This is a genomic window from Amycolatopsis sp. NPDC049691 (assembly GCF_040675005.1).
GTDB lineage: Bacteria > Actinomycetota > Actinomycetes > Mycobacteriales > Pseudonocardiaceae > Amycolatopsis.
The window spans coordinates 171,879-195,773 of sequence record NZ_JBFANX010000001.1; the positions used below are offsets into that span (position 1 = coordinate 171,879).

General features: G+C 71.6%; 21 protein-coding genes. 10 read left to right on the plus strand and 11 right to left on the minus strand.

All coding sequences use genetic code 11. The features are described from left to right. The first annotated feature begins 625 nt into the window (after positions 1-625). Together nrdR and AB0J40_RS00880 are read left to right on the plus strand one after the other, a co-directional pair. A complete protein-coding gene (gene nrdR / locus AB0J40_RS00875; protein ID WP_086676168.1) occupies positions 626-1,120 on the plus strand; it encodes a transcriptional regulator NrdR in 495 nt (164 codons plus the stop codon). A 31-nt stretch (positions 1,121-1,151) separates the two neighbouring features. Next, entirely contained in the window at positions 1,152-3,971 is a 2,820-nt protein-coding gene (locus AB0J40_RS00880; RefSeq protein ID WP_364445755.1) for a vitamin B12-dependent ribonucleotide reductase, read from the plus strand. 27 nt (positions 3,972-3,998) lie between these two features. On the opposite strand, the gene AB0J40_RS00885 is transcribed toward AB0J40_RS00880, so the two are convergent. Then, the gene (locus AB0J40_RS00885; protein WP_364445757.1) at positions 3,999-4,790 is read right to left on the minus strand and encodes an isocitrate lyase/phosphoenolpyruvate mutase family protein; all 792 of its coding nucleotides are present in this window, start codon (positions 4,788-4,790) and stop codon (positions 3,999-4,001) included. 40 nt (positions 4,791-4,830) lie between these two features. After that, entirely contained in the window at positions 4,831-6,351 is a 1,521-nt protein-coding gene (locus AB0J40_RS00890; protein ID WP_364445759.1) for an FAD-dependent monooxygenase, read from the minus strand. 90 nt (positions 6,352-6,441) lie between these two features. On the opposite strand from AB0J40_RS00890, the gene AB0J40_RS00895 reads away from it, so the two are divergent. Beyond that, the gene (locus AB0J40_RS00895) at positions 6,442-7,143 is read left to right on the plus strand and encodes a TetR/AcrR family transcriptional regulator C-terminal domain-containing protein (RefSeq protein WP_364445761.1); all 702 of its coding nucleotides are present in this window, start codon (positions 6,442-6,444) and stop codon (positions 7,141-7,143) included. 52 nt (positions 7,144-7,195) lie between these two features. Here AB0J40_RS00895 and AB0J40_RS00900 read toward each other — a convergent pair whose 3' ends face one another. The 4 genes from AB0J40_RS00900 to AB0J40_RS00915 form a co-directional block, all read right to left on the minus strand. Continuing rightward, on the minus strand, positions 7,196-7,972 hold the full coding sequence (locus AB0J40_RS00900; RefSeq protein WP_364445763.1) for a hypothetical protein: 777 nt from the start codon (positions 7,970-7,972) through the stop codon (positions 7,196-7,198). A gap of 250 nt (positions 7,973-8,222) precedes the next feature. Next, complete coding sequence (locus AB0J40_RS00905) at positions 8,223-9,635, minus strand: MFS transporter (RefSeq protein ID WP_364445765.1); 1,413 nt, start codon at positions 9,633-9,635, stop codon at positions 8,223-8,225. Between the two features lies 1 nt (position 9,636). Then, a complete protein-coding gene (locus AB0J40_RS00910) occupies positions 9,637-9,951 on the minus strand; it encodes a VOC family protein (RefSeq protein WP_364445767.1) in 315 nt (104 codons plus the stop codon). Next, positions 9,948-10,106, minus strand: a complete 159-nt coding sequence (locus AB0J40_RS00915) for a ribbon-helix-helix domain-containing protein (protein ID WP_364445769.1) — start codon at positions 10,104-10,106, stop codon at positions 9,948-9,950. The genes AB0J40_RS00910 and AB0J40_RS00915 overlap by 4 nt, the downstream gene beginning before the upstream one ends. A gap of 101 nt (positions 10,107-10,207) precedes the next feature. Here AB0J40_RS00915 and AB0J40_RS00920 point away from each other — a divergent pair, with 101 nt between their 5' ends. Next, positions 10,208-10,942, plus strand: coding sequence for a ferritin-like domain-containing protein (locus tag AB0J40_RS00920; protein WP_364445771.1), 735 nt, complete (start codon positions 10,208-10,210; stop codon positions 10,940-10,942). Here the strand turns inward: AB0J40_RS00920 and AB0J40_RS00925 are convergent. Then, positions 10,939-11,478 (minus strand): helix-turn-helix domain-containing protein, encoded by a 540-nt coding sequence (locus AB0J40_RS00925; RefSeq protein ID WP_364445773.1) that lies wholly within the window; start codon positions 11,476-11,478, stop codon positions 10,939-10,941. The genes AB0J40_RS00920 and AB0J40_RS00925 overlap by 4 nt on opposite strands. 77 nt (positions 11,479-11,555) lie before the next feature. Between AB0J40_RS00925 and AB0J40_RS00930 the strand changes: the two genes are divergently transcribed. Continuing rightward, entirely contained in the window at positions 11,556-12,167 is a 612-nt protein-coding gene (locus AB0J40_RS00930; RefSeq protein ID WP_364445775.1) for an NAD(P)H-dependent oxidoreductase, read from the plus strand. Then, on the plus strand, positions 12,167-12,487 hold the full coding sequence (locus AB0J40_RS00935) for a multidrug efflux SMR transporter (protein ID WP_364445776.1): 321 nt from the start codon (positions 12,167-12,169) through the stop codon (positions 12,485-12,487). Before AB0J40_RS00930 ends, AB0J40_RS00935 begins: the two co-directional genes overlap by 1 nt. An 83-nt stretch (positions 12,488-12,570) precedes the next feature. On the opposite strand, the gene AB0J40_RS00940 is transcribed toward AB0J40_RS00935, so the two are convergent. Continuing rightward, complete coding sequence (locus AB0J40_RS00940) at positions 12,571-14,586, minus strand: prolyl oligopeptidase family serine peptidase (RefSeq protein ID WP_364445778.1); 2,016 nt, start codon at positions 14,584-14,586, stop codon at positions 12,571-12,573. A gap of 127 nt (positions 14,587-14,713) precedes the next feature. Between AB0J40_RS00940 and AB0J40_RS00945 the strand changes: the two genes are divergently transcribed. Next, positions 14,714-15,694 (plus strand): neutral zinc metallopeptidase, encoded by a 981-nt coding sequence (locus AB0J40_RS00945; RefSeq protein WP_364447243.1) that lies wholly within the window; start codon positions 14,714-14,716, stop codon positions 15,692-15,694. On the opposite strand, the gene AB0J40_RS00950 is transcribed toward AB0J40_RS00945, so the two are convergent. Further along, on the minus strand, positions 15,687-16,259 hold the full coding sequence (locus AB0J40_RS00950; RefSeq protein ID WP_364445780.1) for a TIGR03086 family metal-binding protein: 573 nt from the start codon (positions 16,257-16,259) through the stop codon (positions 15,687-15,689). The two genes, AB0J40_RS00945 and AB0J40_RS00950, sit on opposite strands and share 8 nt — an antisense overlap. 77 nt (positions 16,260-16,336) lie before the next feature. Here AB0J40_RS00950 and AB0J40_RS00955 point away from each other — a divergent pair, with 77 nt between their 5' ends. The 3 genes from AB0J40_RS00955 to AB0J40_RS00965 all read left to right on the plus strand — a co-directional run bounded on the left by AB0J40_RS00955 (position 16,337) and on the right by AB0J40_RS00965 (position 18,720). Beyond that, entirely contained in the window at positions 16,337-17,743 is a 1,407-nt protein-coding gene (locus AB0J40_RS00955) for a PLP-dependent aminotransferase family protein (protein ID WP_364445782.1), read from the plus strand. Further along, a complete protein-coding gene (locus AB0J40_RS00960) occupies positions 17,740-18,186 on the plus strand; it encodes a hypothetical protein (RefSeq protein WP_364445784.1) in 447 nt (148 codons plus the stop codon). The genes AB0J40_RS00955 and AB0J40_RS00960 overlap by 4 nt, the downstream gene beginning before the upstream one ends. Positions 18,187-18,288: 102 nt before the next feature. Then, positions 18,289-18,720 (plus strand): CBS domain-containing protein, encoded by a 432-nt coding sequence (locus AB0J40_RS00965; protein WP_364445786.1) that lies wholly within the window; start codon positions 18,289-18,291, stop codon positions 18,718-18,720. 1 nt (position 18,721) lies between these two features. Here the strand turns inward: AB0J40_RS00965 and AB0J40_RS00970 are convergent, their stop codons facing one another. Both AB0J40_RS00970 and AB0J40_RS00975 read right to left on the minus strand, forming a co-directional pair. After that, positions 18,722-22,234, minus strand: a complete 3,513-nt coding sequence (locus AB0J40_RS00970) for an AAA domain-containing protein (RefSeq protein ID WP_364445787.1) — start codon at positions 22,232-22,234, stop codon at positions 18,722-18,724. Positions 22,235-22,327: 93 nt separating this feature from the next. Next, the gene (locus AB0J40_RS00975) at positions 22,328-23,887 is read right to left on the minus strand and encodes a DUF4139 domain-containing protein (protein WP_364445789.1); all 1,560 of its coding nucleotides are present in this window, start codon (positions 23,885-23,887) and stop codon (positions 22,328-22,330) included. Positions 23,888-23,895 lie beyond the last annotated feature (8 nt).

Genomic DNA, 23,895 nt, shown 5'->3' on the forward strand with positions numbered 1-23,895 from the left:
TGTTGGGCGATCGAGCCTCGTGCCCGAGCTGCGATCGCGATGGACTGTGCCGGCTCTCGTGGGTGATCGATCCTTCCGGGCCGCGGTCGCGATGGGCCGCGCCGGCTAGTGCGCGCCGATCGAGCCTCCCGGGCCGCGGCTGCGCGTCTTGAGCCGTCCGTCTCCGTCGACCGCCGCGAACGCCCGCCACGAAATCACCCGCCCCGGTGAAACCGCCGGCCCGCCGAACCACCCGCCGGCCCCATCCGAGCCGCCAGCGAGAGCCCCCCGTCGCGCCACCCGAACAGACCAACCCCGCCCCGACCAGGGCGACCACCCCGCCGTCCCCTCGGCGCCGCCGCGACACCCCCGCGCGAAGCGCCACCCCACCCTCACCTGGGCGGGTCCGGCACCGGCCGCGTCGCTTGCGCACACCCCCGCCGAGTTCTACGCTCGCCCGCTATATGTAGTAGTTACACCGCTGTAGTTGGTCCACAGGTTGGGGTAGACTGGGCAGCAGTTGTCCACAGCTGGTCGGCGTTTACCCACCGGATGTCCACAAAACGATCACCAGGTGCAGGGGTGCATGGTGGCCGTGGGGACGTCGACCGCGGGCGGCCGGCGAGGAGGGGAAGGTGATCGGCGGATGAGGTGCCCGTTCTGCCGGCATGCGGACTCCCGGGTCGTCGACTCCCGAGAGGTGGATGAAGGCCAGGCGATCCGCAGGCGGCGCTCGTGCGCGTCCTGCGGACGGCGGTTCACGACTTCGGAGACGATGGTGCTCGCCGTCGTCAAGCGGTCCGGGGTCACCGAACAGTTCAGCCGGGACAAGGTGGTGAGCGGCGTCCGCCGCGCCTGCCAGGGCAGGCCGGTCGACGACGACGCGCTGCAGCAGCTCGCGCAGCGCGTGGAGGAGTCGATCCGCTCCGCCGGTCTGGCGGAGATCCCGAGTCACGAAGTCGGCCTGGCCATCCTGGGCCCGCTGCGTGAGCTCGACGGGGTCGCCTACCTCCGGTTCGCCAGCGTCTACCGCTCCTTCTCCTCGGTCGAGGACTTCGAGAAGGAGATAGCCGATCTTCGTGAGGCCATGGCGGGTTCTGCTGCTCCGGAGGAGAGCGATCAGCGCGAAGACGGCGATTGACCGTCCCGCTGCGGGAGTGAGGGTTCGACCGATGACCGAAACCGTGGGAACCGGGGCCGGCGCGGCCGCCGGCAAGAAGAGCAAGGCGGCCGGCGGGCTGAGCGTGAAGCGCGTCTTCACCACCGAGGGGAAGCACCCCTACGACCAGGTGACCTGGGAACAGCGCGACGTCGTGATGACGAACTGGCGCGACGGCTCGGTCAACTTCGAGCAGCGCGGCGTGGAGTTCCCCGACTTCTGGTCGGTCAACGCCACCAACATCGTCACCAGCAAGTACTTCCGCGGCGCCGTCGGCAGCCCGCAGCGCGAGCGCAGCCTGAAGCAGCTCATCGACCGCGTCGTGAAGACGTACGTCAAGGCCGCCCGCGACCACGGCTACTTCGCCACGCCGCAGGACCTCGAGATCTTCGAGCACGAGCTCACCTGGATGCTGCTGCACCAGGTCTTCAGCTTCAACTCCCCGGTCTGGTTCAACGTCGGAACGGCGTCGAAGCAGCAGGTCAGCGCCTGCTTCATCCTCGCCGTCGACGACACCATGGAGTCGATCCTCAACTGGTACCGCGAGGAGGGCCTGATCTTCAAGGGCGGCTCCGGCGCCGGCCTGAACCTCTCCCGCATCCGCTCCTCGAAGGAACTGCTGACCTCCGGCGGCACCGCGTCCGGCCCGGTCTCGTTCATGCGCGGCGCCGACGCGTCTGCGGGCACCATCAAGTCCGGCGGCGCCACCCGGCGCGCGGCGAAGATGGTCGTGCTCGACATCGACCACCCGGACATCGAGGAGTTCGTCCAGACGAAGGCGCGCGAAGAGGAGAAGATCAAGGTCCTCCGCGACGCCGGGTTCGACATGGACCTCTCCGGCGCGGACATCTCCTCCGTGCAGTACCAGAACGCGAACAACTCGGTCCGCGTGTCCGACGAGTTCATGCAGGCGGTCGAGAACGGCACCGACTTCGGCCTGCGCGCCCGGCTCACCGGCGAGGTCATCGACCGGACCGACGCGAAGAAGCTGTTCCGCAGCGTCGCGCAGGCCGCGTGGGAGTGCGCCGACCCCGGCATCCAGTACGACGGCACGATCAACGACTGGCACACCTGCCCCGAGTCGGGCCGGATCACCGCGTCGAACCCGTGCAGCGAGTACATGCACCTCGACAACTCGAGCTGCAACCTCGCCTCGCTGAACCTGCTCAAGTTCGTCACGCCCGAGGGCACGTTCGACGCGCCGCTGTTCGCGCGCGCCGTCGAATTCGTCATCACGGCGATGGACATCTCGATCTGCTTCGCGGACTTCCCGACCGAGCCGATCGCCGACACCACGCGGAAGTTCCGCCAGCTCGGCATCGGCTACGCGAACCTCGGCGCGCTGCTGATGGCGCTGGGCCACGCGTACGACTCCGACGGCGGCCGCGCGCTCGCGGCGGCGATCACCTCGCTGATGACGGGCGTGTCGTACCGGCGGTCGGCGGAGCTGGCCCAGGTCGTCGGCGCGTACGAGGGTTACGCCCGCAACGCCGAGTCGCACCAGCGCGTGATGCGCAAGCACGCGGCGGCGAACGAGCTGGTCCGCACCTACCACTCGAACGACGCCGCGGTCCGCGCGCTGGCGACGGAGGAGTGGAAGAAGGGCATCGAGATCGGCACGAAGCACGGCTGGCGCAACGCGCAGGCGTCGGTGCTCGCGCCCACCGGCACCATCGGCTTCATGATGGACTGCGACACCACCGGGATCGAGCCGGACTTCTCGCTGGTGAAGTTCAAGAAGCTCGTCGGCGGCGGCTCGATGCAGATCGTCAACCAGACGGTGCCGCGCGCGCTGACCGCGCTCGGCTACCAGGACGAGCAGGTCGAGGCGATCGTCGAGTACGTGGCGCAGCACGGCCACGTCGTCGACGCGCCGGGGCTGCGGCCGGAGCACTACGAGGTGTTCGACTGCGCGGTCGGCGAGCGCTCGATCGCCCCGATGGGGCACGTCCGGATGATGGCCGCGGTGCAGCCGTTCCTGTCGGGCGCGATCTCGAAGACGGTCAACATGCCGGAGTCGGCGACGGTCGAAGAGGTCGAGGAGATCTACTTCCAGGGCTGGAAGCTCGGCCTCAAGGCGCTCGCGATCTACCGCGACAACTGCAAGGTCGGCCAGCCGCTGTCGACGGCCAAGAAGGAGAAGGCGGCCGACTCCGCCGAGCCGGAGAAGGTCGTCGAGTACCGCCCGGTGCGCAAGCGCCTACCGAAGAAGCGCCCGAGCCAGACGGTGTCGTTCACGGTCGGCGGCGCGGAGGGCTACCTGACGGCGGGCTCGTACCCGGACGACGGCCTCGGCGAGATCTTCGTCAAGCTGGGCAAGCAGGGTTCGACCCTGGCCGGCGTGATGGACGCGTTCTCGATGTCCATTTCGGTCGGTCTGCAGCACGGCATTCCGCTCGAGTTCTACGTTTCGAAGTTCTCGAACCTGCGCTTCGAGCCGGCGGGCATGACCGACGACCCGGACATCCGCATCGCGACGAGCGTGATGGACTACCTGTTCCGCCGCCTGGCGCTGGACTACCTGCCGTACGAAAAGCGCTCGCAGCTGGGCATCCTGTCGGCCGACGAGCGTTCGGCGGAGGTGGAGGCCACCTACGGCTCGCCGAAGGTCGACCTCGAGGCGCTTCAGTCCACAGTGGACGCCTCACCGGAGCCGCACGTGACGGAGCCGGAGCACCCGCACCGCGAAGCCCAGACGACGACGGAGCTGATGGAGCTGCGCCTCGGCAAGGCGGCGGACGCCCCGCTGTGCATGACGTGCGGAACGAAGATGCGCCCGGCAGGCTCGTGCTACGCGTGCGAAGGCTGCGGCGCGACCTCCGGTTGTAGCTGACAAGCGGAGCCGCGGCAGGCGTTCGGTTCAGTCGAACGCCTGCTGCAGCTCCGTGATCGGAGGCAGCTCGCCCACGAAGCCGAACCGGCCCGCGAGCATCTCCCGTGCACCGTCCACGAAGGACTTCAACGCCAGCCGGGACAGCGCCGCGCCGATGCTGATCCGGCGGACGCCCGCCTCCGCCAGCTGCTCCAGCGTGATCGACGGGTCCGCGAAGCCCATCACCACGTTCACCGGCTTGCCCACCGACGACACCACCGCGCGGATCTCCTCGAGCGTCCGCAACCCCGGCGCGTACAACACGTCCGCGCCCGCCTCCTCGAACGCCTGCAGCCGCTTGATCGTGTCGGACAGGTCGTTGACGCCCAGCCACAGGTTCTCGCAGCGGGCCGTCAGCACCACCGAACGCTGCCGGGCCGTCTCCACCGCCGCGCGGACGCGGTCCACCGCCAACCCGAATTCGTAGATCGGGGTGGCGCGGTCGCCCGTGTGGTCCTCGATCGACGCGCCCACCGCGCCCGCGTCGGCGGCCTCGGCGATCATCTGCGCCGCTTCGGCCGGGTCGTCGGCGAAGCCGTTCTCGAGATCCGCGTTCACCGGCAACGGCGTCGCCTCGGCGATCTCCCGGACGTTGGCCAGGATTTCCGCCCGGGTCGCGCGGGTCCGGCCCACCACGTTCGCCACGCCCAGGCTCGTCGTCGCCAGGGCCGGGAACCCCAGGTGGGCCAGCAGCCGGGCCGTCCCGGCGTCCCACGGGTTCGGCAGCAGGAAGGGCTCGGGCCGCTCGTGCAGGGCCCGGAAGTCGTCGGCCGTCGTCATGCGTTCAGCTTCCTCCCGAGACGGCCGCCGGACAACGGTCTCAGCGGGCCAGCACCCGCGCCACCACGCCCGCGAACTCCGCCGGCTGCCCGCGCCACGCGATGAAGTGGTCCGGCCGCACCAGTACCGCGCCGCCGTCCGCGATGCCCGTGGCGCGCAACCAGTCTTCGTCCTCGACGACGTGGACGTCGAAATCACCCGTCCGTGGCCAGTGGTGGCCGGGACCGGTGAGCAGCGTGAGCCGTCGGCCGATCAGGTCCACTGTGGACAGGCCGTCGGCCAGCCAGGCGTGGGGGACCCGGGACCCGGGTGTCCCGTCGAGCACGACGTCCTCCGTGGACGGCAGCCCGGGCCGCGCGCCGAGGACCGCCGCCGAGTCGTAGCGGTAGCCGAGGTGCACGATCGGTGCGTTGACCACGCCCGCGGCGGCGCGGGCGGCGGCGGCCTCCGGGCTCTGCTCCCAGTGCAGCCGCGGATCCTTCAGCCGCCGCAACGCCTGGTCGAGCGCCAGCGCCGCCACCGGACGGCGTTCGGCCTCGTAGGTGTCCAGCAGGGCCGGGCCCGCGGTGCCGTCGAGGACCGCGGCCAGCTTCCACGCCAGGTTGTGCGCGTCGGCGATGCCGGTGTTCGCGCCGAACGCCCCGAGCGGCGGCACCGCGTGCGCCGCGTCGCCGGCCAGGAACACCCGCCCGGCGCGGAACCGGTCCGCCAGCAGCCCGCGCACCCGCCACGGCAGCACGCTCAGCACCTCGACGGGGAGGTCCGGGACGCCGACCGCGGTCCGGATCAGCGCGGCGCACCGCGCGGGCGGAAACGCCTCCACCGGCTCGTCGCCGAGCTCGGTGTGGAAGATCCAGTCCTTCTCGGCGTCGACGGTCACGAGCATTCCGGGCGCGTCCGGTGTCGTGATCGTGCAGTTCGCGAAGTGGTGTCCCTTCGTGTACGGCGTCAGGTCGGCGCGGAACAGGATGTTCAGCAGCGGCTGCCCGAGCGCGCCCGGGCCCGTCGTGCCGATGCCGAGCGCCGACCGCACCTCGCTGCGGCCGCCGTCCGCCGCGACCAGGTAGTCCACGCGCTCGGTCCGCCGCCCGCCCGGGCCGTCGAGGACCGCCGTGACGCCGGTGTCGTCCTGCTCGACCGAGACGAGTGTCGTCGCGTACTCGACCGTCGCGCCGCGTTCGCGGGCCGCGGTGAGGAGCACCGAGTCGAGCCGGTCCTGCGGGCAGGTGCCGCGCAGCACGCTCGGGCTGTGCCGCGACGCGGCGAGGTTCGGGCTGTTCGGCGTCGCGGGCGGCGTGTCGGGCAGATCCGCGGCGACCAGGGTCGGCGCGGAGATCTTCCCGAGGGTGGCGGTGCGCCGGACGGCGACCGCCTCGACCGCGTCGGCGATCCCCGCCTGGCGGAAGAACTCCAAGGTCCGGAAGCCGAGGCCGGTCGCGCGCGGGTGCGCGGACGGCCCGTCGGCGCGTTCGACGACGAGCGCCGGCACGCCGTGGCAGGCGAGGAAGAGCGCGGTGGACAGGCCGACGGTGCCGCCACCGGCGACGAGGACGCGAGACATGATGACCCCCATATGGCTACGGTGTTCTCACTACGGATACACCGTAGCCAATCAGGTACGCTGTTCGCAACGGACGACGGGAGAACGAAGATGGCGGACGAGCCGGCGCTGGTCTGGGCCAAGGAACGGCGGAGCCCGCGACGCCAGGCCCCGAGCGTCGAGCAGATCGTGCGGACGGCGATCGCGATCGCCGACGCCGAAGGCCTGCCCGCGCTCTCGATGCGGCGGGTCGCGGCGGACCTAGGCTCGGGCACGGCGTCGCTCTACCGGTACGTCGCGAGCCGCGACGAGCTGCTGGACCTGATGATCGACGAGGTCAAGGGCGCCGAGCACACCGAGCTCACCGGCGACTGGCGCGCCGACCTGGCGAGCGTCGCCCACCAGGTCCGCGCGACGCTGCTGCGGCACCCCTGGCTGAGCGGCGAGATCCCCGGCCGCCCGGCACTGGGGACGAACTCGCTGCGCCGGCACGAAGCCGCCCTCGCGGCGGCGGCGCCGCTGACCGGCGACATCACCTTCGCGGCCGGGGTGGTGGACGTGGTGCTCGCGTACGTCTTCGGCACGGTGACGCAGGAGCTGGCGGAGCTGCAGGCCCAGCGCCGGTCCGGGCTGACGAAGGAGCAGTGGCAGGCGAGCGTCGGCCCGTACATCCGCGAAGTCATCGAAAGCGGCGAGTACCCGCAGTTCGCGCGCCGGGTGATCGAGGGGGAGGACCGGACCGCCGAGGAGGTGTTCGCCTTCGGCCTGACCGTCGTGCTCGACGGCATCGCGGCCCGCGCGCCGCGGTCGTGAACGCGAACGAGCCGGGCCCGCGGCTGCGGGCCCGGCTCGTGGGGTTCACGGGTCAGCTGTCGTACGAGTCGTAGTCCTCGTCGTAACCCTGCCAGCCGTGGTCGCCGGTGTCGGCGTCGGCTTCCGCGGTCACCGAGTGCACGGCCGTGCCGCCCGTGCCGGCCGCCGTGTACCAGTTGTGGTAGCCGGCGTACCCCGGCACCGCCAGCGCGTGGACGCCCTCGGACGACGCGCCGTCGGGGCCGGCTGTCAGGTGGCCCGAGTCGTAGGTGGCGTGGTGGTCGCCGGCGTGGCTCACGATGTGCGCCGAGGACGCGCCGTCCGCACCGGCCCAGTGGGCCTCCTGGACGTAGCCGACGTCGCCGTCATCGTCGTCGTCGGTGTCGGCCGCGGGCTGCGTGTAGGTCACGTGGTCCGCGGTGTCCACCGGGTCGGGGTGGGACACGGCGTGGTGCTGGACGTGGTGGGCCACGGCCGGGTGGTGGGCGGTCCAGTGGCCGGACCAGCCGTTGTCGTCGTCACCGTCGTCCCAGTCGGTGTCGTCGTCGGTGCCGGACTCCTCGCTGTGGACCACGCCCGCGCCGCCGATGCCGGCGAAGGCGCCGTCGGTCTCCGACCAGTGGTGGCCCCACCAGTCCGAACCGCCTTCGGTCTCGGTGGTGGCCGCGCCGCCGATTCCCGCGTAGGTGCCGGAGGTTTCGAAGTGGCTCCAGGGGGTCCAGGGCTCATAGGGCCCGTCGGGCGTGCCTGCCGACGCCGGGACGACGGCGACAAGGGAAATCGGCAATGCGAATGCGCCCGCCAAGGCGAGTCGACGCAATGTGGACATGAGTGATCGGGGTTCCTTCCTGGCTGCGGCTCCCGGGAATTCTCGGGGTTTCCGGGTGCCGGGACAGAACATCTGCCCACTTCGGACGGTACCCGGCAATCCGGGCTGCTGACCTGCATGGATACCCGATCGGTGCGGCGAACCCGCCCGCCGGAGGACAACGGCGGAAAGGCACCGGAACAGCGTAGGCCGGGCGTCAAATGATGTCGGCGTGAATGCCGCCGAATCACACGCTCAGGTAGTTCCGCGTTTATTCCGGAATCGACGGTGCGGTGCGCCTGCCGCGGACCGCCGACAGGATCGCGGCGGCGGCCATGACCACCGTCAGCGCGGTGAACGCCGTGCTCAGCCCCTCCGTGAACGCCGTCGCGAGCGGGCCGTCCAGCCCGGCCGTGCCGACGAAGACCGCGAACGCCGTGCCCCGCGGCACCGCCCGGGCCGCGACGAGGATCGCCGTGGTGAACGACAGCACCATGCCGATGCTCGCGAAGGTCCGCAGCACGCCCGAGGCGATCCCCAGCCGCTCGGGCGGGCAGGCCTTCATCACCGCCGCGCTGTTGGCCGGGTAGAAGAAGCTGCCGCCGACCATGAGCACGACGTTGCCGATCGCCGGCAGCCACAGGCTGCTCGTCGTCGTCATCCGCGAGAAGACCAGGAGCGCGACGACCGAGAGGCCGAGCCCGGCGGTCGCGGGGAGCACCGGCCCGAAGCGGTCCGCGAGCCGTCCCGCGTACGGGCCCACCGCGGCGCCGAGGAGGTAACCCGGCAGGAGCAGCAGTGACGCGTCGATCGGGCTCAGCCCGCGCGGCCCCTGCAGGTACATGATCACCAGGAACAGCACCGCGAAGCTGCCGAGCCCCTGGAGCAGCGACGCCAGCAGGGACGGCGCCACCGCGGGGAGCCGGAACAGCGACAGGTCTACGGTCGGCGCCGGGTGCCGCAGCTCGACGAGCACGAAGACCCCGAGCAGCGCCAGACCGCCGGCCAGCAGGGCGAGGTGGGTCCACCGGAGCGGTTCCGCGGCGAGCGACGTCATCGCCCACGACACCCCGGCCAGGCCGAGGCCGAGGGTGACCAGGCCGGCCGGGTCGAGCCGCGGCCGCGTCCGCTCGCCGCGGTCGTGCAGGACGCGCAGGGCCAGCACCAGCGCCGCCGCGCCGATCGGCAGGTTGATCCAGAAGATCCACCGCCACGACACCGACGTCACGATGACGCCGCCGAGCAGCACGCCGACGACCGAGCCGACCGAGTAGCCGAGGGCGTTGAACCCGTAGGCGCGCCCGCGTTCGGCCGGCGGGTACAGCTCGGAGATGATCGCCCCGCTGTTGGCGGCGATCAGCGCCGCGCCGAGCCCCTGCACGACCCGGAACCCGATGATCGACGCGGCGTCCCAGGCGAGGGCGCACAGCACCGAGCCGGCGACGAACACCGCGAACCCGGCCCGGTACATCCGCACCCGGCCGAACAGGTCGCCGAGCCGGCCCAGCTGCGTCGCGAGCACGGTGACGACCAGCAGGTAGCCGATGACCACCCAGGTGACCGCATCCAGGCCGACGCCGAGATCGGCCTGGATGGCGGGCAGGGCGAGCACGACGACGGTCCCGTCGACGGCGGCGACCAGCACGCCCGTCATGACGACGAGCATCCCCAGGGTGCGCCGCACGTCAGCTCCCGGCCTGCAGGATCCACTCCCGCCCGTCGGGGTCGCGGACGGTCATCTCGCGCGTCCCGAAGTGGGTGTCCTCGAAGGGGGAGACGACTTCGACGTCCGGCGTGACCTCCTTGCCCTTGAGGACGATCTTCATCCCGGTGGGCTGGCTCTCGGGCACTTCGGCGACGAAGACGTAGGGCCCGTCGCCGCCCCGCAGCAGCCCGGAGTTGTGGTCGGTCTCGAAGTCGAGCTCGAACCCGAGGGCCTGGAAGAACCGGGCGGCCTTGCCCCAGTTGTGGGTCTCGAGGTACACGGCTTCGATGGTCATCGCTGGTCTCCTTCGGTCTTGGCCAGGTACTGGCGCAGGGCATCGGTCACGAGGGCCGAGAGGGACTGCCCGTGGTCGACGGCGTGGTGCTTGACCTCCCGGATCAGGTCCACGGGGAGGTACACGTTGAACTGCTTGACGTCCTTGTCCGCCATGACAGCATGCTAGCATTCTAGGTAACTAGCGCGTCAACCTTCACCGGATCTCCACGGGAGCTGCCCGGAAAGTCCACGACGGTCCGCCATCATCGGGCTCGATGAACTGGTTGCGGGAGTTCGAAGCGGAAGCGGAACGGCGACGACGTCGGGAGGACCCGCCCTGGGCGCGCGGGGCCCGGCTCCACCCCGACGTCGCGAAAAGCGTGCAGCGCTTCCAGGTCGGCGAAGCCGGTGACGGTGCCAACCTCATCGCGAAGGCCGGCGACGGCGACTACCTCGCCGCCGTCAGGCTCTTCGTCGCCGAGGAGCAGAACCACGCCCGGATGCTCGCCGAACTCCTGGCGGCCGCCGGTGTGCCCACGATCGCCACGCACTGGACGGACGCGGTGTTCGTCCGACTGCGGCGCGCCCTCGGCCTGCGGCTCGAGTTGATGGTGCTGCTCATCGCCGAGGTCGTCGCGCTGCGGTACTACCGCGCCCTGCGCGACGGCACCGGCGACCCGCTCGTCACGCAGGTCGCGGCGCGGATCCTCGCCGACGAAGAGCGGCACGTGCCCTTCCACTGCCACCGCCTGCGGATCGGCTTCGCGGGCTTCTCGAAACCCGTGCGCGCCGCGGTGTTCGGCGCCTGGCGGGTGCTGCTGCTCGGCGTCGCGGTCACGGTCGCCGCCGACCACGGCCCAGCGCTGCACCGCCTCGGCGTCGGACGGCTCGTCTTCGTCGCCGACGTCCTCACCGCCTTCGAAGCCGCCCTCGCGCAGATCCGGGGTGACCAGCCGAAGCCGAAGCCGCGGTACGTCCCGAAACGGGCAAGACCGCGCGGCCTCGTCTAAAGCAGGCGCGCCAGTTCCGAAAGCGACGCCGTGATCCGTTCCGGCGTCACCCCTCGTGCGCGCTGGTGCAGGTACAGCTCCGGGGCGAGGGGAGCCAGCAGGACATCGGCCAGGACGTCGGGGTCCGGTGCGCCCGCCGCCAGCACCTTGACGTGCGTGCGCCAGAAGCCGTACGCGCCCGTCGTGAAGCGGGAGTGGCCGACCTCCGTGCCCAGCACGAGGTGCGCGTGCCGCTCCAGCAGCTCGACCATCGCCGCGTAGAACGCCGCCAGCCGCTCGGCCGGCGGCGCGCCCGGTCCCAGCGGCGGGTCGCCGCGCAGCAGGGACTCCTGCAGCCGGCGCTCGTGCTCGTCCAGGAGCGCCACGGCGATCGCCGCGCGGTCCGGGTAGCGGCGGTAGAGCGTGCCGCGGCCGACGCCGGCCGCGCGGGCGATGTCCTCCATCGTCACCTCCGCCGCGCCGCGGGCGGTGAACAGCTCCTCCGCCGCCTCGAGGATCTTCGCGCGGTTGCGGGCCGCGTCGGCGCGTTCGGGCATGGCGGCAGCCTAGGGAATAAGCGGACGCGGCGTCCAGTTGACGTCAAGCGGACACCGCGTCCACTTGAGGAGGAACCGTGACCCACCTGCTGCACCTCGACTCCAGCGCCCGCCGCACGTCGTTCTCGCGCGAGCTGACCGCGCGCTACGCCGCCGGCTGGACCGGCACCCGCACCTACCGCGACCTCGCCGCCGACCCCGTCCCGGTGATCGGCGAGGCGTGGACCCAGATCTGCGACGCCCTGCTCACCGCCGGGATCACCGACCCGGCGCACTACGCCGACGTCGTCGAAACGCCCTCGCAGAAGCAGGCCTGGACGATCGTCGAGCCGCTGCTGGCCGAACTGCTCGAAGCCGACGTCGTCCTGATCGGCGCGCCGATGTACAACTTCTCGATCCCGGCGGCGCTCAAGACGTGGATCGACCAGGTGACGTTCCCGCGCATGTCCCTGCGGGGCAAGGCCTTCGTCATCGCCGGCGCCCGCGGCGGGACGTACGCGCCGGGGACGCCGCGCGCGCCGTTCGACCACCACGAGCGCTACCTGCGCGACTTCATCGCCGGGCACTACGACGTCGACGACGTCCGGTTCGTGCACGCCGAGCTGACCAACGCGCTCGTCGACCCGCACCTGGCGGCGCGGGAAGGCGAGCGGGTCGCGTCGCGCGAAGCCGCCCTGAAGGCGCTCTGATGGGCTGGGTGACGCTCGTCTTCGCCGGGCTCGTCGAGATCGCCTGGTCGCAGAGCATCAAGCCGACGGAGAACTTCACGCGGCCGTGGCCGACGCTCCTGTGCTTCGTGCTCGGTGCCGCCGCCGTCTACCTGCTCTCGCGCGCGATGGACACCGTCCCGGTGGGCACGGCCTACGCCGTGTTCACCGGGATCGGCGCCGTCGGCGCGATCGTGCTCGGCGTCGTCGTGAGCAAGGACCCGGTGAGCGTCGGCCGGGTGGCCGCGCTGGCCCTGATCGTCGGCGGCGTCGTGCTCGCCCGCGTTACCAATCCGACCTAAAGTAGGCCGGCCCCTGAGCGGCAGGCAACCGTTGCCACGAAAGCCATCCGGCCGTGACTGTGGTCGGATTGGTAACCAACGGCTCAGTACTTCGTGAGCTGCTCCCACAGGAATTCGAAGACCAGTGCCCACTTGAACGCCAGCTGCTCGTTGTCGGCCGCGGCGCCGTGGCCGCCTTCGATGTTCTCGTGGTAGCGGACGTCGTGCCCCTGCTCACGCATGCGCGCCACCATCTTGCGGGCGTGGGCGGGGTGCACGCGGTCGTCCCGGGTGGACGTCACGAACAGCGAAGGTGGGTACTTGCGTCCACTGTGGACGTTCTGGTACGGCGAGTACTTCGCGATGTACTCCCATTCCGCGGCTTCGTCCGGGTCGCCGTACTCGGCCATCCACGACGCACCCGCCAGCAGCAGGTGGTAGCGGCGCATGTCCAGCAGCGGCACCTGGCTGACGATCGCGCCGAACCGGTCCGGGTAGCGCGTCAGCATGACGCCCATCAGCAGGCCGCCGTTGCTGCCGCCCTGGATCCCCAGCCGGTCCGGCGTCGTGATCCCGCGTTCGACGAGGTCCGCGGCGACGGCGGCGAAGTCCTCGTACACGCGGTGGCGCTCGGCCTTGATCGCCTGCGTGTGCCAGCCCGGCCCGTACTCGCCGCCGCCGCGGATGTTCGCGACGACGTACGTGCCGCCGCGCGCGAGCCAGCCGCGGCCGATCATCCCGCTGTAGGACGGCGTCAGCGAGACCTCGAAGCCGCCGTAGCCGGTCAGCAGTGTCGGGCCGCCTTCGGCGCCGGACGGCCGGACGACGAAGTACGGGATCTTCGTGCCGTCCTCCGACGTCGCGAAGTACTGCGCGACGCTCATGCCCGAAGCGTCGAAGAACGCCGGAGCCTGCTTCAGCACTTCGACCTCTTCGCCGACATGGCCGTAGCTCAATGTCGACGGCTGGAGGAAGCCGCTGGAGTTGAGCAGGTACTCGTCGCTGACGTCGGGATCGGTGTCGAAGATGTCGGCGCTGCCGAACTCGGGGCCGCCCGCCAGGGGCTCCTCCGTCCAGCCGTCCGGGCCCGGGGTCAGCGTGCGCAGCTCGGTGCGGACGTCGCGCAGCGTGCCCAGCAGCAGGTGGTTGCGCGTCCAGGCCCAGTAGTCGAGCGAGGTGTGCTCGTCCGGGGTGAAGAGCGTCGCGAAGGCGCGGTCGCCGGCCAGGAAGTCGTCGAACCGGATGCCGATCAGCGACCCGGCGGGGTGCTCGGTGCCGCCGACCGTCCACGCGGTCCGCGGCCGCACCAGCAGCCATTCGCGGTGGACGGACGCGCTCGCGTCGTCGGGGACGTCGATCTTGACGAGCGCTTCGGGTGTCCGCAGGTACAGCTCGGAGCGGTAGAAGTCGATCGCGCGGCTGACGAAGTCGCGTTCGAAGCCTTCGGTCGGGTCGTGGGACGCGCCGATCGAGACGTCGTCGGGCTTGCCTTCGTAGACCGTGACGGCTTCTTCGAGCGGCGTACCGCGGCGCCACTCCTTGGCCAGCCGCGGGTAGCCGGAGCTGGTCAGCGTGCCCTCGCCGAAGTCGGTGCCGATGTAGACGCGGTCGAAGTCGATCCAGCCGATCCGCGTCTTCGCCTCCGGCACGGTGAAGCCATCCTCGACGAACTCGTGCGCGTCGAGGTCGAACTCGCGCACGACGGTGGCGTCCGCGCCGCCGCGGGAGAGCTCGACCAGGCCGCGCCGGTAGTCCGGCCGCAGCACGGTCGCGCCCTGCCAAACCCAGTTCTCGCCCTCGGCCTCGGCCAGTGCGTCGACGTCGAGCAGCAGTTCCCACTCGGGCTCGGGCCGCCGGTAGGACTCCAGCGTCGTCCGCCGCCACAGGCCGCGCGGGTGGCTGGCGTCCTGCCAGAAGTTGTAGAGGAACTCGCCGCGGCGGCGGACGTACGGGATGCGGTCGTCGGCGTCGAGCACCTCGCGCAGCTCGTCACGCAACTCGGCGAAGCGCGCGCCGCGGGTCAGCTCGGCCAGCGTTTCGTCGTTTCGGGCGCGCACCCAGCCGAGCGCGTCGTCGCCGGTCACGTCTTCCAGCCACAGGTAAGGGTCCTCGACACTCATGCGGACAGTTTTGTACGCCGACCCGGCCGGTGGCCACCGGTCGGCGTTTTCGTTTCGTGATCCTTCCCTCTTCGGGGGTCCGTATGCTGGTGCCACCGAGCAGGGGGAGAACGTGAACGACGACGGAATGTCCGGTTTTCCCGCGCCGCCGGGTGCGGACCGGGCGCCGGAACCCGCGTGGGCCCCGGAACCGAACCCCTGGGCGCCGAACTGGGCCGCCGCGCCGCCCGTCCCGATCGCCCCGCCGCGCAGCCGGCTCTGGGGCGCCGTCGCGGGGGTGCTCATCGTCGTGCTGGCGATCTCGCTGATCGCGGCCACCATCCCGCACCGCGTCGACGGGCACGCGTACGTCGCCCAGGGCGTCGACACCGGCCGCGCGTACAGCGGCGGTTCGGACGGCAAGCCCGCGAAGCCGGTGCCCGAGCTGGCGCGCAACCCGCTGCTGTCGGCCGGCATCACGCCCGGACCCGCGACGTGCGCGCTGCCCGACCTCGGCCGGGCGCCCGCGCAGCTCAAGGCCTACTACGGCGCGCTCGTCGACTGCCTGGAGCAGTCGTGGCGCCCGGCGCTGGAGAAGGCGAACGAGCCGACGCTGACCGCCACGGTCTCGGTGACGCTGCCCGAGCACAGCGCGTGCGGCGCGGCGCCGACGGAGAACGAAGCCGTCGCCTACTACTGCGGCGGCGACACGACGATCTACGCCCCGACCGACTGGATGCTGTCGGACGCCGGGCTCAACAAGGCCCGCCACATCGCGACGATCGCCCACGAGTACGGCCACCACGTGCAGCGCGAGAGCGGCATCCTGGCCGCGGCGGCGGACAAGATGACCTCGCCGAACGAGGACAGCGCCGCCGACAAGGAGGTCGTCCGCCGGATCGAGCTGCAGGCGAACTGCTTCGGCGCGCTGTTCCTGGCCGCCGTCGCCGGCACGGGCTCGGTCAGCCGGTCGCTGGCGAACGCCGCCGTCGCCGACTACGGCCGCGCGAACGACAGCGACACGCACGGCTCGCGCGAACACCAGCTTTCGTGGGCGAAGGCGGGCTACGAGGGCAAGAACACCAAGGCGTGCGACACGTGGAGCGCGGCGCCCGCCGACATCAGCTGAGCGTCCAGGCCGGGTCGCGGCCGAGGAGGGCGAGGAACCGGTCGAGCTCGCTCGCTTCCGGTCCTGTCTCGACGCTGTGGGCGAAGGAGCCGTTCTTCTCACGGCCCTCGTCCGGGATCCGTTCGGCCAGCTGCAGCGCGGCGTGCACGGCGTCGGCGTCGGGCTCGTAGGGCAGGTCGAGCGTGCGGGCCAGGTCCCAGCCGTGCGCGACGGTGTCGACGAGGTGCATGTGCGCGGCGATCGTGCCGGGGAACGTGCCGAAGTGGTTGATCGTGAGCCGCCGCTCCAGCACGGCGTCGTCGGCGAAGGCGGCGAGGAAGTCGTCGACGGACGCCCGGTAGGCCGCGACGGCGTCGTCGCCGAGGTCGCCGGCGTCCCAGTCCGGGGCCGAGCCGTCGCGGGCCGCTGTCGCGAAGGCGTGGTTCTCGCCGACCTGGTGGCGGAGGAGATCTTCGAGCGTCCAGCCGGCGCACGGGGTCGGGCGCGAGAGGTCTTCCGGCTTGGCGGCGGCGACGATCTTGTCGAGGACGAGCAGGGTGCGGCGGTCGAGTTCGCGGAGATCCATGCTCCGCACGCTAGGCGCGGGAGCGGACCACGAGAAGTGCCAAATCCTCGCTTATTCCGGTGTGCCAATCTGGAGTGATGGACGTCCACATCGACCTGACCGGCACGCGCGGGCACCGCGACGCGATCTACCGGCAGCTGCGCGCGGCGATCCTGGACGGCCGGATCCGGCCCGGCGAGGCGCTGCCGCCGACGCGGGAGCTCGCGCAGCGGCTGGCGGTCTCCCGGACGACGGTCAGCGCGGCCTACGACCGGCTCACCTCCGAAGGGTTCCTCGCCGGGCGCGTCGGCGCGGGCACGTTCGTCACGGCTTCCTTTCCGGCACCTCCCGCGCCGTCGCTGGTGTCGGGGGTCCGCCCGCTGCCGGAGTGGGACGCGGTGCCGGCGCCGCCCGCGCCGTTCGCGCCGGCCCCGGAGTTCGACTTCCGGCCCGGCGTCCCGGACCTCACGCGGTTCCCGTTCGACACGTGGCGCCGCCTCGTCACGCAGCGGCTGCGCGCGGGCCAGGCCGACCTGATGACCTACGGCGACCCGCAGGGCCTCGGTGCTCTGCGCACCGAGATCGCGCGGCACATCGGGCTGTCGCGGGACGTCCGGGCGAGCGCGGCGCAGGTCGTCGTCACCGCCGGCGCCCAGCAGACGACGGACCTGGTCGGGCGCGTGCTGCTGCGGCCGGGCGACGTCGCGGCCGTCGAGGACCCCGGCTACCCGCCGCCGCGGCTCGTGCTGGCCGCGCGGGGCGTGCGGGTGGCGCCGGTGCCGGTCGACGCCCAGGGGATCGTGGTTCGTGCGATCCCGGCGGAGGCGCGGCTGGTGTACGTGACGCCGTCGCACCAGTACCCGCTGGGGCTGTCGATGTCGTTGGAGCGGCGCCTGGAGCTGCTGGACTGGGCCGAGCGGCACGACGCCGTGCTCGTCGAGGACGACTACGACACCGAGTTCCGCTACACCGGGCGGCCGCTGGAACCGTTGCACAGCTTGGATTCCCGCGGCCGGGTCGTCTACGTCGGGTCGTTTTCGAAGGTGCTTTCGCCGGCGTTGCGGCTGGGGTTCCTGGTCGCGCCGCCGTTGCTCGTGCCGGCGCTGGTGAAGGCCCGCTACCTCACGGACTGGCACGCGCCGAACGTCGAGCAGGCGGCACTGGCGGCGTTCATGGCCGAGGGCGGCTTCGCGCGGCACGTCCGGCGGATGCGGAAGGTCTACCGCGAGCGGCACGAGCTGCTGTCGTCGCTGGTCGGCGAGTTCCCGTTCTTGAGCTTGCTGCCGTCCTCGGCCGGGCTGCACGTGAGCGCGGTGTCTTCGGCGGACCTGTCGGCTCTGGTGCGCCGGGCCCGCCGCGCCGGCGTCCGGTTGTACTCGCTGGGGGACTTCGCCGTGGGCGAGCGCCGGCACGGGCTGGTGCTCGGCTACGGTGCGGTCGCGACCGAGCGGATCGGGCCGGGACTGGCCCGGCTGCGCAAGCTGGCGGACGGGGGAGCGGCGTGACCGACGACGTGATGGTGGCGATCGACGCCGGCCTGCGGCAGCACATCGGCGGCGACCGCGCGGGCGCGTACGCGACGTTCACGCGGCTGTGGGCGTCGATCGGCCCGGACGGCGACCCCCTGCACCGCGTCGCGCTGGCGCACCACATGGCCGACGTCTGCGACGACCCGGCGGAGGAGCTGGAGTGGGACCTGCGCGCCCTGGCGGCGGCGGACTCGCTGACCGACTCGCGGGCCCAGGAGCACCACTCGTCCCTGGCGGTGCGCGGCTTCTACCCGTCGCTGCACCTCAACCTGGGCGAGGACTACCGCAAGCTGGGTGACCTGGCGGCGGCGCGCGAGCAGCTGGAACTGGCCCGAGCCCGCCTGGACGCCCTGGGCGACGACGACTACGCGGCGGGCATCCGCGCGGCTCTCGAAGGCCTGGCCGAACGCCTCGGCTGAATCGGTTTGAATACCACGAGAACGCCCCGTTTGCCGGACTTTCGCGTGGGTCCCGGCACCCTTACCCTGTGGTGATCCAGCTCACCGACGGGAAGGATCGCCATGCGGATTGCGGATCTGCTGCGCAAGAAGGGGTCGGCGGTCGCAACGGTCACCCCGGAGACCACGGTGACCGCGCTGCTGGCCGGCTTGGCCGAACACAACGTGGGCGCGATGGTGGTCGTCGCCCCGGACGGATCGATAGCGGGGATCGTGTCGGAACGAGACGTGGTCCGCCGCCTGAACGAGCACGGCCCGGCCCTGTTGGACGGTCCGGTGTCGGAGATCATGACGAAGCTGGTGGCGAGCTGCACCCCGGACGATTCGGTGGACCAGCTGTCGGTCCTGATGACGGAGCGCCGCATCCGCCACGTGCCGGTACTGGTCGATGGACGGCTGGGCGGGATCATTTCCATCGGGGACGTCGTGAAGAACCGGATGGAACAGCTGGAGAAGAGCCAGGAACAGCTGGAGGCCTACATCTCCCAGGGCTGACTCACCGCCCGACCGGCGCGGAACGGGGCAGGTGCGCGGCGAGCGTCTCGAAATACCGCCACCGCGCCCATTCCCGGCGATTGCCGATCACGTAGAGCCGCCGCTTGGCGCGACTGACGGCGACGTTGAGCAGATTCGGTTTGCTCGACGCCCAATTGCGCGCGCCCGGCCGGTCGGGCGCGCTGCCGAGCACGAGGATGACGATGTCGGCCTGCTTGCCCTGGGCGGTGTGCACCGTGCCGGCCACCAGCCCGCGGTGGCGGCCGGCCCGCATCGCGACCTGGCGGGCGATGTCGCGGAACGGGCCGATGACCATCACCTCGGACATGTCGAAGTCCAGCCGGGTGAGCGTGGCGAGGATGCGGTCGAGCTGACGGCCCTCGTCGGGAATCCAGTGGCCTTGCGCGCCGTCGCCGACGACGTCGATCCACTTCGACGCCGGGAGATCCGGATAGGCGGCGGTGAATTTCTCGCCGAGGACGGGTGCGGTGCCGTCGATCATGAGGCCGTCGTAGGCGACCGTGTTGACGATGTGGAACATCGGCTGGTCGCACCGCCGGTGCACGGTCAGCGGCACGCCGACCCACGTCTCGCCGTCGTCGTCGCGCAGCCGGGTGCCGAGCCTCGTCAGCCGGTCGGCCAGGCGCTGCACCGAGGTCTGGCTGGTCAGCCACTGCTCGTCGACCGCGAGCTCGGTGCGGATCGCCTGTTCGGCGCGGAACGGCAGGGTGGTGATCGGCTCCAGCTGGAGCGGGTCGCCCACGACGAGGGCGCGCCGGGTCCGCCACAGGGCTCCGACGGCGTTCTGCGGAGTCGCCTGGCCGGCTTCGTCGATCAGCAGCCAGCCCAAGGCTTCCTTGCCGAGACGGCCGAACAGGCGCGCGTAGGAGGCGAACGTCGTCGACACCACCGGGACGACGAAGAACAAGCTCTGCCACGCCACCCGGATCGCTTCGGCCGGAGCGTCACGGGGCGCGTCGCCGCCGAGGACGTCCATGGCGGCCTGGAGGTTCTGCCGCACCTTCGTGGCCGCGTGCCGCATGAATGCCTTGTGCAGCGCCAATGCGGCGAACAGCAGTTCAGTGCGCGCGGTGTTCCATTCGGCGTCGGTCCACAGTGCGCTGGACTCCCGGCGTTCGCGGTCGGTCCACCAGGTGCTGTCCGGGAAGTGCCGGCCGAGCGCCTGCTCCGCCTCGGCGATCCGGTCGGTGCTCGCCGAAAGCTCGTCCTCGTCGGCCCGCAGGCGGCGGTGGGCTTCGGCCCGGGCAGCCAGCGCGGTGGAAAGCTCCAGGTCGGCGAGCGCCACTTCGCGGCGCGCCGCGACCAGGGGCGGGTGGTCGACGTCGGGCAGGGCGATCCCCGCGGTCAGCACGGCGCGCGCCGCGCTCAGCTCCCCGACCGCGTCGTCGTACGCGCGCTGGGCGGTGGTGACCTCCCACTGCGCGGAATCGCGCGTCCGCTGTGCCGCGGCGAGGTCCTGGCGGGCCGCTTCCTCCTGGGACATCAACCTGTCGTGCTGCCAGAGCCACTGCTTGTGCGCGCGGCCGAACGTCCGCAGCCGGTCCCACGGGCCGGGCGCGGCCGATCGGTGCGCGAGCAGTGCCTGCTCTCGTCCATCGAGTTCGGCCCGCCGCGCCCGCACAGCTTGTTCCGCTTCGGCGAGCCGAGCCGTTCCGAGGCGCTCGACGTCCGCTCGGCGGGCCGCGACGAACCGTTCGGCTTGGACGACGCGGTCCCGGGCCGCCTCCTCGAGCTCGGCTCGGCGGCGCTGGGCGATCTCGAGCGCCTCGGTGACCCGCGTCTTCTCCTCGGCCACCGCCGCCAGCCGCCGGGCCTCCGCCTTTCCCACCCGGGATTCGGCGGTCGCCAGCTCTTTCCGCCGCCGGACCACGCTTTCGCGAAGCCGGGGGAGGTGCAGAGCGGTCTGGTGGAGTTCCTCGCGCCGGGCTCGCACGTCGGCGACCCGGGCTTCGACGGCCCGGAACTCGCGCACGGCCGCGGACCACGATTGTTCGGGTATCTCCTGCTCGTAGCCCTTGAGCACGGCCAGCATGCCGTGCCAGGCGTCGTCGGCGCCGGGATCGTCCGGGGTGTGGTACCAGAACGTGCTGACGAACCGGCCGCGGTTGGCCTTGTTGCCCAGCCGGGCCGCCACCAGCGCCCAGGCCGGGTGCTCGGCGGGCGCGCCGTCCGCCTTGCGCGAGTCGGTGTCGGGATCCGGCGCGAGCAAGGCGGTGGCGATGGCGGGGAAGTAGTCGACGGCGGCGGCGTGCTTCGCCCACACTTCGTCGATGGCGTCCGCGGCCGGGATCTCGTCGGTGACGTTCTGCACCGCGCCGTTGTTCGCCGACGCGACGACCATTTCGAATCCGGTCAGCTCGGGTTGCCAGTGGGACAGCGCGCGGTTGCGTTCGCCGGTGCGCCACTTCGATTTCCGGCCGGTGAAGGCGGCACCCGGCTCGGGCAGCGCGGCCAGCCGACGGGCGCGTTCCACCACCAGGCCGGCGATCAGGTCGCGCAGCATCGTGGTCTTGCCGGTGCCGGGCGGCCCGTTGACGCCCATGACGCCGCCCGAATCCGCCGTCCGCAGCGCGGTGCTCACGGCGAGCTGCTGGTTGAGCGCGAGCGCGTGCTCCGGTTTGCTCGGCCAACGGCCGTCCGGCACGGCGCCGGGTGCCGTCGCGGCCAGCACGACTTCGGGGGTGGTGCGCACGTCGACGCGTTCGGCCGTGCGCAGGGCGGCGTTGGGAAGCAGGTAGTCGCGCAGCGCGACCCCGACGTCCCCCTCGGCCAACCGGCCGGCGACGTGGTGGAGATCGTCCATGATGAAGCTGTTGAGGAAGTCGTGGCCGGCCACGTCGTCCGCCTTGCGCCGCGCGACGATCTGGCTGCTGATCCGGATTTCCGCGGCGGACAGCGTCCCGGTCGTTCCGGTGGCGGTCACCGCGGCGGACAGGCACTCGGCGAGCGCGTCGTGGTCGAGCACGTGGGGGACGTACTGCGGTGTCTCGCCCTCCGTGTGCAGTTCGTCGGTCACCAGACCTTGCCACTCTTTCGAGAAAGCGAGCAGGTCGTCCTGGAAGAGCGCCGGCCAGTCCGGTTCGCAGCGGCGGTCCCGCACGACCTGGCCGGTCGCCCAGGCGCAGCACGACAGCACCGCGGAGTCGAGCAGGGCGCGCCCCTCCTCGTTCACCACGAAGGCGGCGAGCGCGCTGTCCCCGGCGGGCCGCTCGTCGTAGCTGTCCTTGTCCGGCTCGAAAACGCGCGCGAGTGCCTCGAACACCTCGTCGAGGCGGTAGACACCCAGGTAGACGACGTGCCGCCAGGCCTGGTGCGGAGGCAGTTTCCGGCGGGCGAGCTCGTGGCCGGGTTCCCACGGCAGCGGTTGCTCGGGGCGGACGGTGAACACCGCCTTCTCCCGGCTGGCTTTGTCCACCGTCTGCGGGCTGAACATTTCCACGGTCCGCCAGAACTCGACGATCTTCGTCCGCGCGGTGTCCGCCCCCGTTTTCAAACCCGGCTCCGATCGTCGATTCCGTCGCTTTCCCGGCGTCGCGCATCGTAGCGTTTCCGGTGCGGTTGTTTTCGATTTCCGGAGAACGGGCAGCTACTCCCGCCAGCCGGACAGCTCCACGCCCTTCGCGACATCCACCCGGTACGACAGCTTCACCTCACCGGTCTGCCCCGGAGCCAACGTCAACTTCCACGTCAGCTCACCCAGCTCCGAAGTCTCCACCGGCTCCGGCGACGTCTTCACATCCTTCACCGTGATCCCGTCGTCCCGCGAAACCGGCGCCTGGTCCAGCACCGTCACCACAGCCTCGCGAGGCCCGTGGTTGCCCACCGAGATCTTGTACTCGGCCTCACGCCGCTTCTGCCCCGACAAAGTCGCCTTCGAAGCCGTCCGCCGCACCAGCTCGCGCTCGATGCGGATCCGGTCGTCCACCCCCAACGCCAGCTCCAGCTCCTCCCCGGGAGCCCAAGCCGCCAAAACGGTCGTCCCGACGAACTCGGCGTCGTGGAACACCGAAGCCCGCCCCGGTCGCAACGCCAACGACGACGTGTTGACGACCGTGGCCCGCAAGTACGCCTCCTCGGCCAGCACCGGCGCGGTGACGTACCCCAGCGAAGCCGTGAGATCCACTTGCGCCAACGTCGTCCGGTGCCCCTGAGCCCCCGACGGCACCGCCACCGGACGCGAAGGCCGGTACGTCACCGCCGTCGTCCCCTGCTCGACCGAAGCGACCTTCGGCGCCATCGGAGCGGCGGCCAACGCGGCGAACCCCCGCGTCCGCGCACCCTCCGGGATCCCGCCGCCCGAACCGCCGTAAGCCGCCGCCGGGGCCGCCGGGACCGGGTGGACGCGGTCCAGGTACCACGGCGACAACTCCGGCACGACGACCGAAACCGCCGGCCGCGCGGTCGACAGCGCCAGCTCGCACTCCGGCCAGTCCTCGCCCGTGTACTGGCTGACCAGCCCGTACGACGTCACATTCACCTCGGTGCCGCGCACCCGGACGTCGTACCCCGGTTCCCAGCTCGCCCCGGGGACCACATAGGACAGTTCCAGCTCCGCCGATCCGGAAGTGTCCGAGATCTCCAGCTCCACCACTACCGATGTACTGTCCTCTTCGGACTGAGCGCTGTGGGACCCGATCCGCCGATCCAAAGCAGCGAGGTCCTCGCGCAGCCGCGCGACCCGGTCGGAAAGCACTCGACGGGCCTTCAAAGCCGCGGCCAGACGTGCACTCAACGCATCGGTGACTTCGGCGACGCGCGAAGGCTCGGCAGTCCCGGCCGCCAGCGCCTTCGCGAAGCTGCCGCCGCTGCGCTTCGCGAGCGAAGTCAGCAGATCCACCTTCATCGCTTCGGCCGCTTCGTCGTCCACGACGCCGTCAAGCGTCGCTTGGTCCGCGCGCCGCTGCTCCACCAAAGCCCGCAACGCCGCGTCGGCCGGGGACGCGTGCCGCTCGGTGCGGACGTCGACGCCCGTGATCAGCGCGGGACCGGTGCCGGTGACCCGCACCGAGCCCGGGTCGAGCGACAGGGGCAGCCCGGCGAACGTCAGGCGCGGCCCGCCGTCGAGCGGGGCCTTGCCCCGGTGGGTGATCCGGGCCTGCTGCGGGTAGACGGTCACGGCGGCGATCGGCGCTTCCACGGTCGGCATGCCCCCGA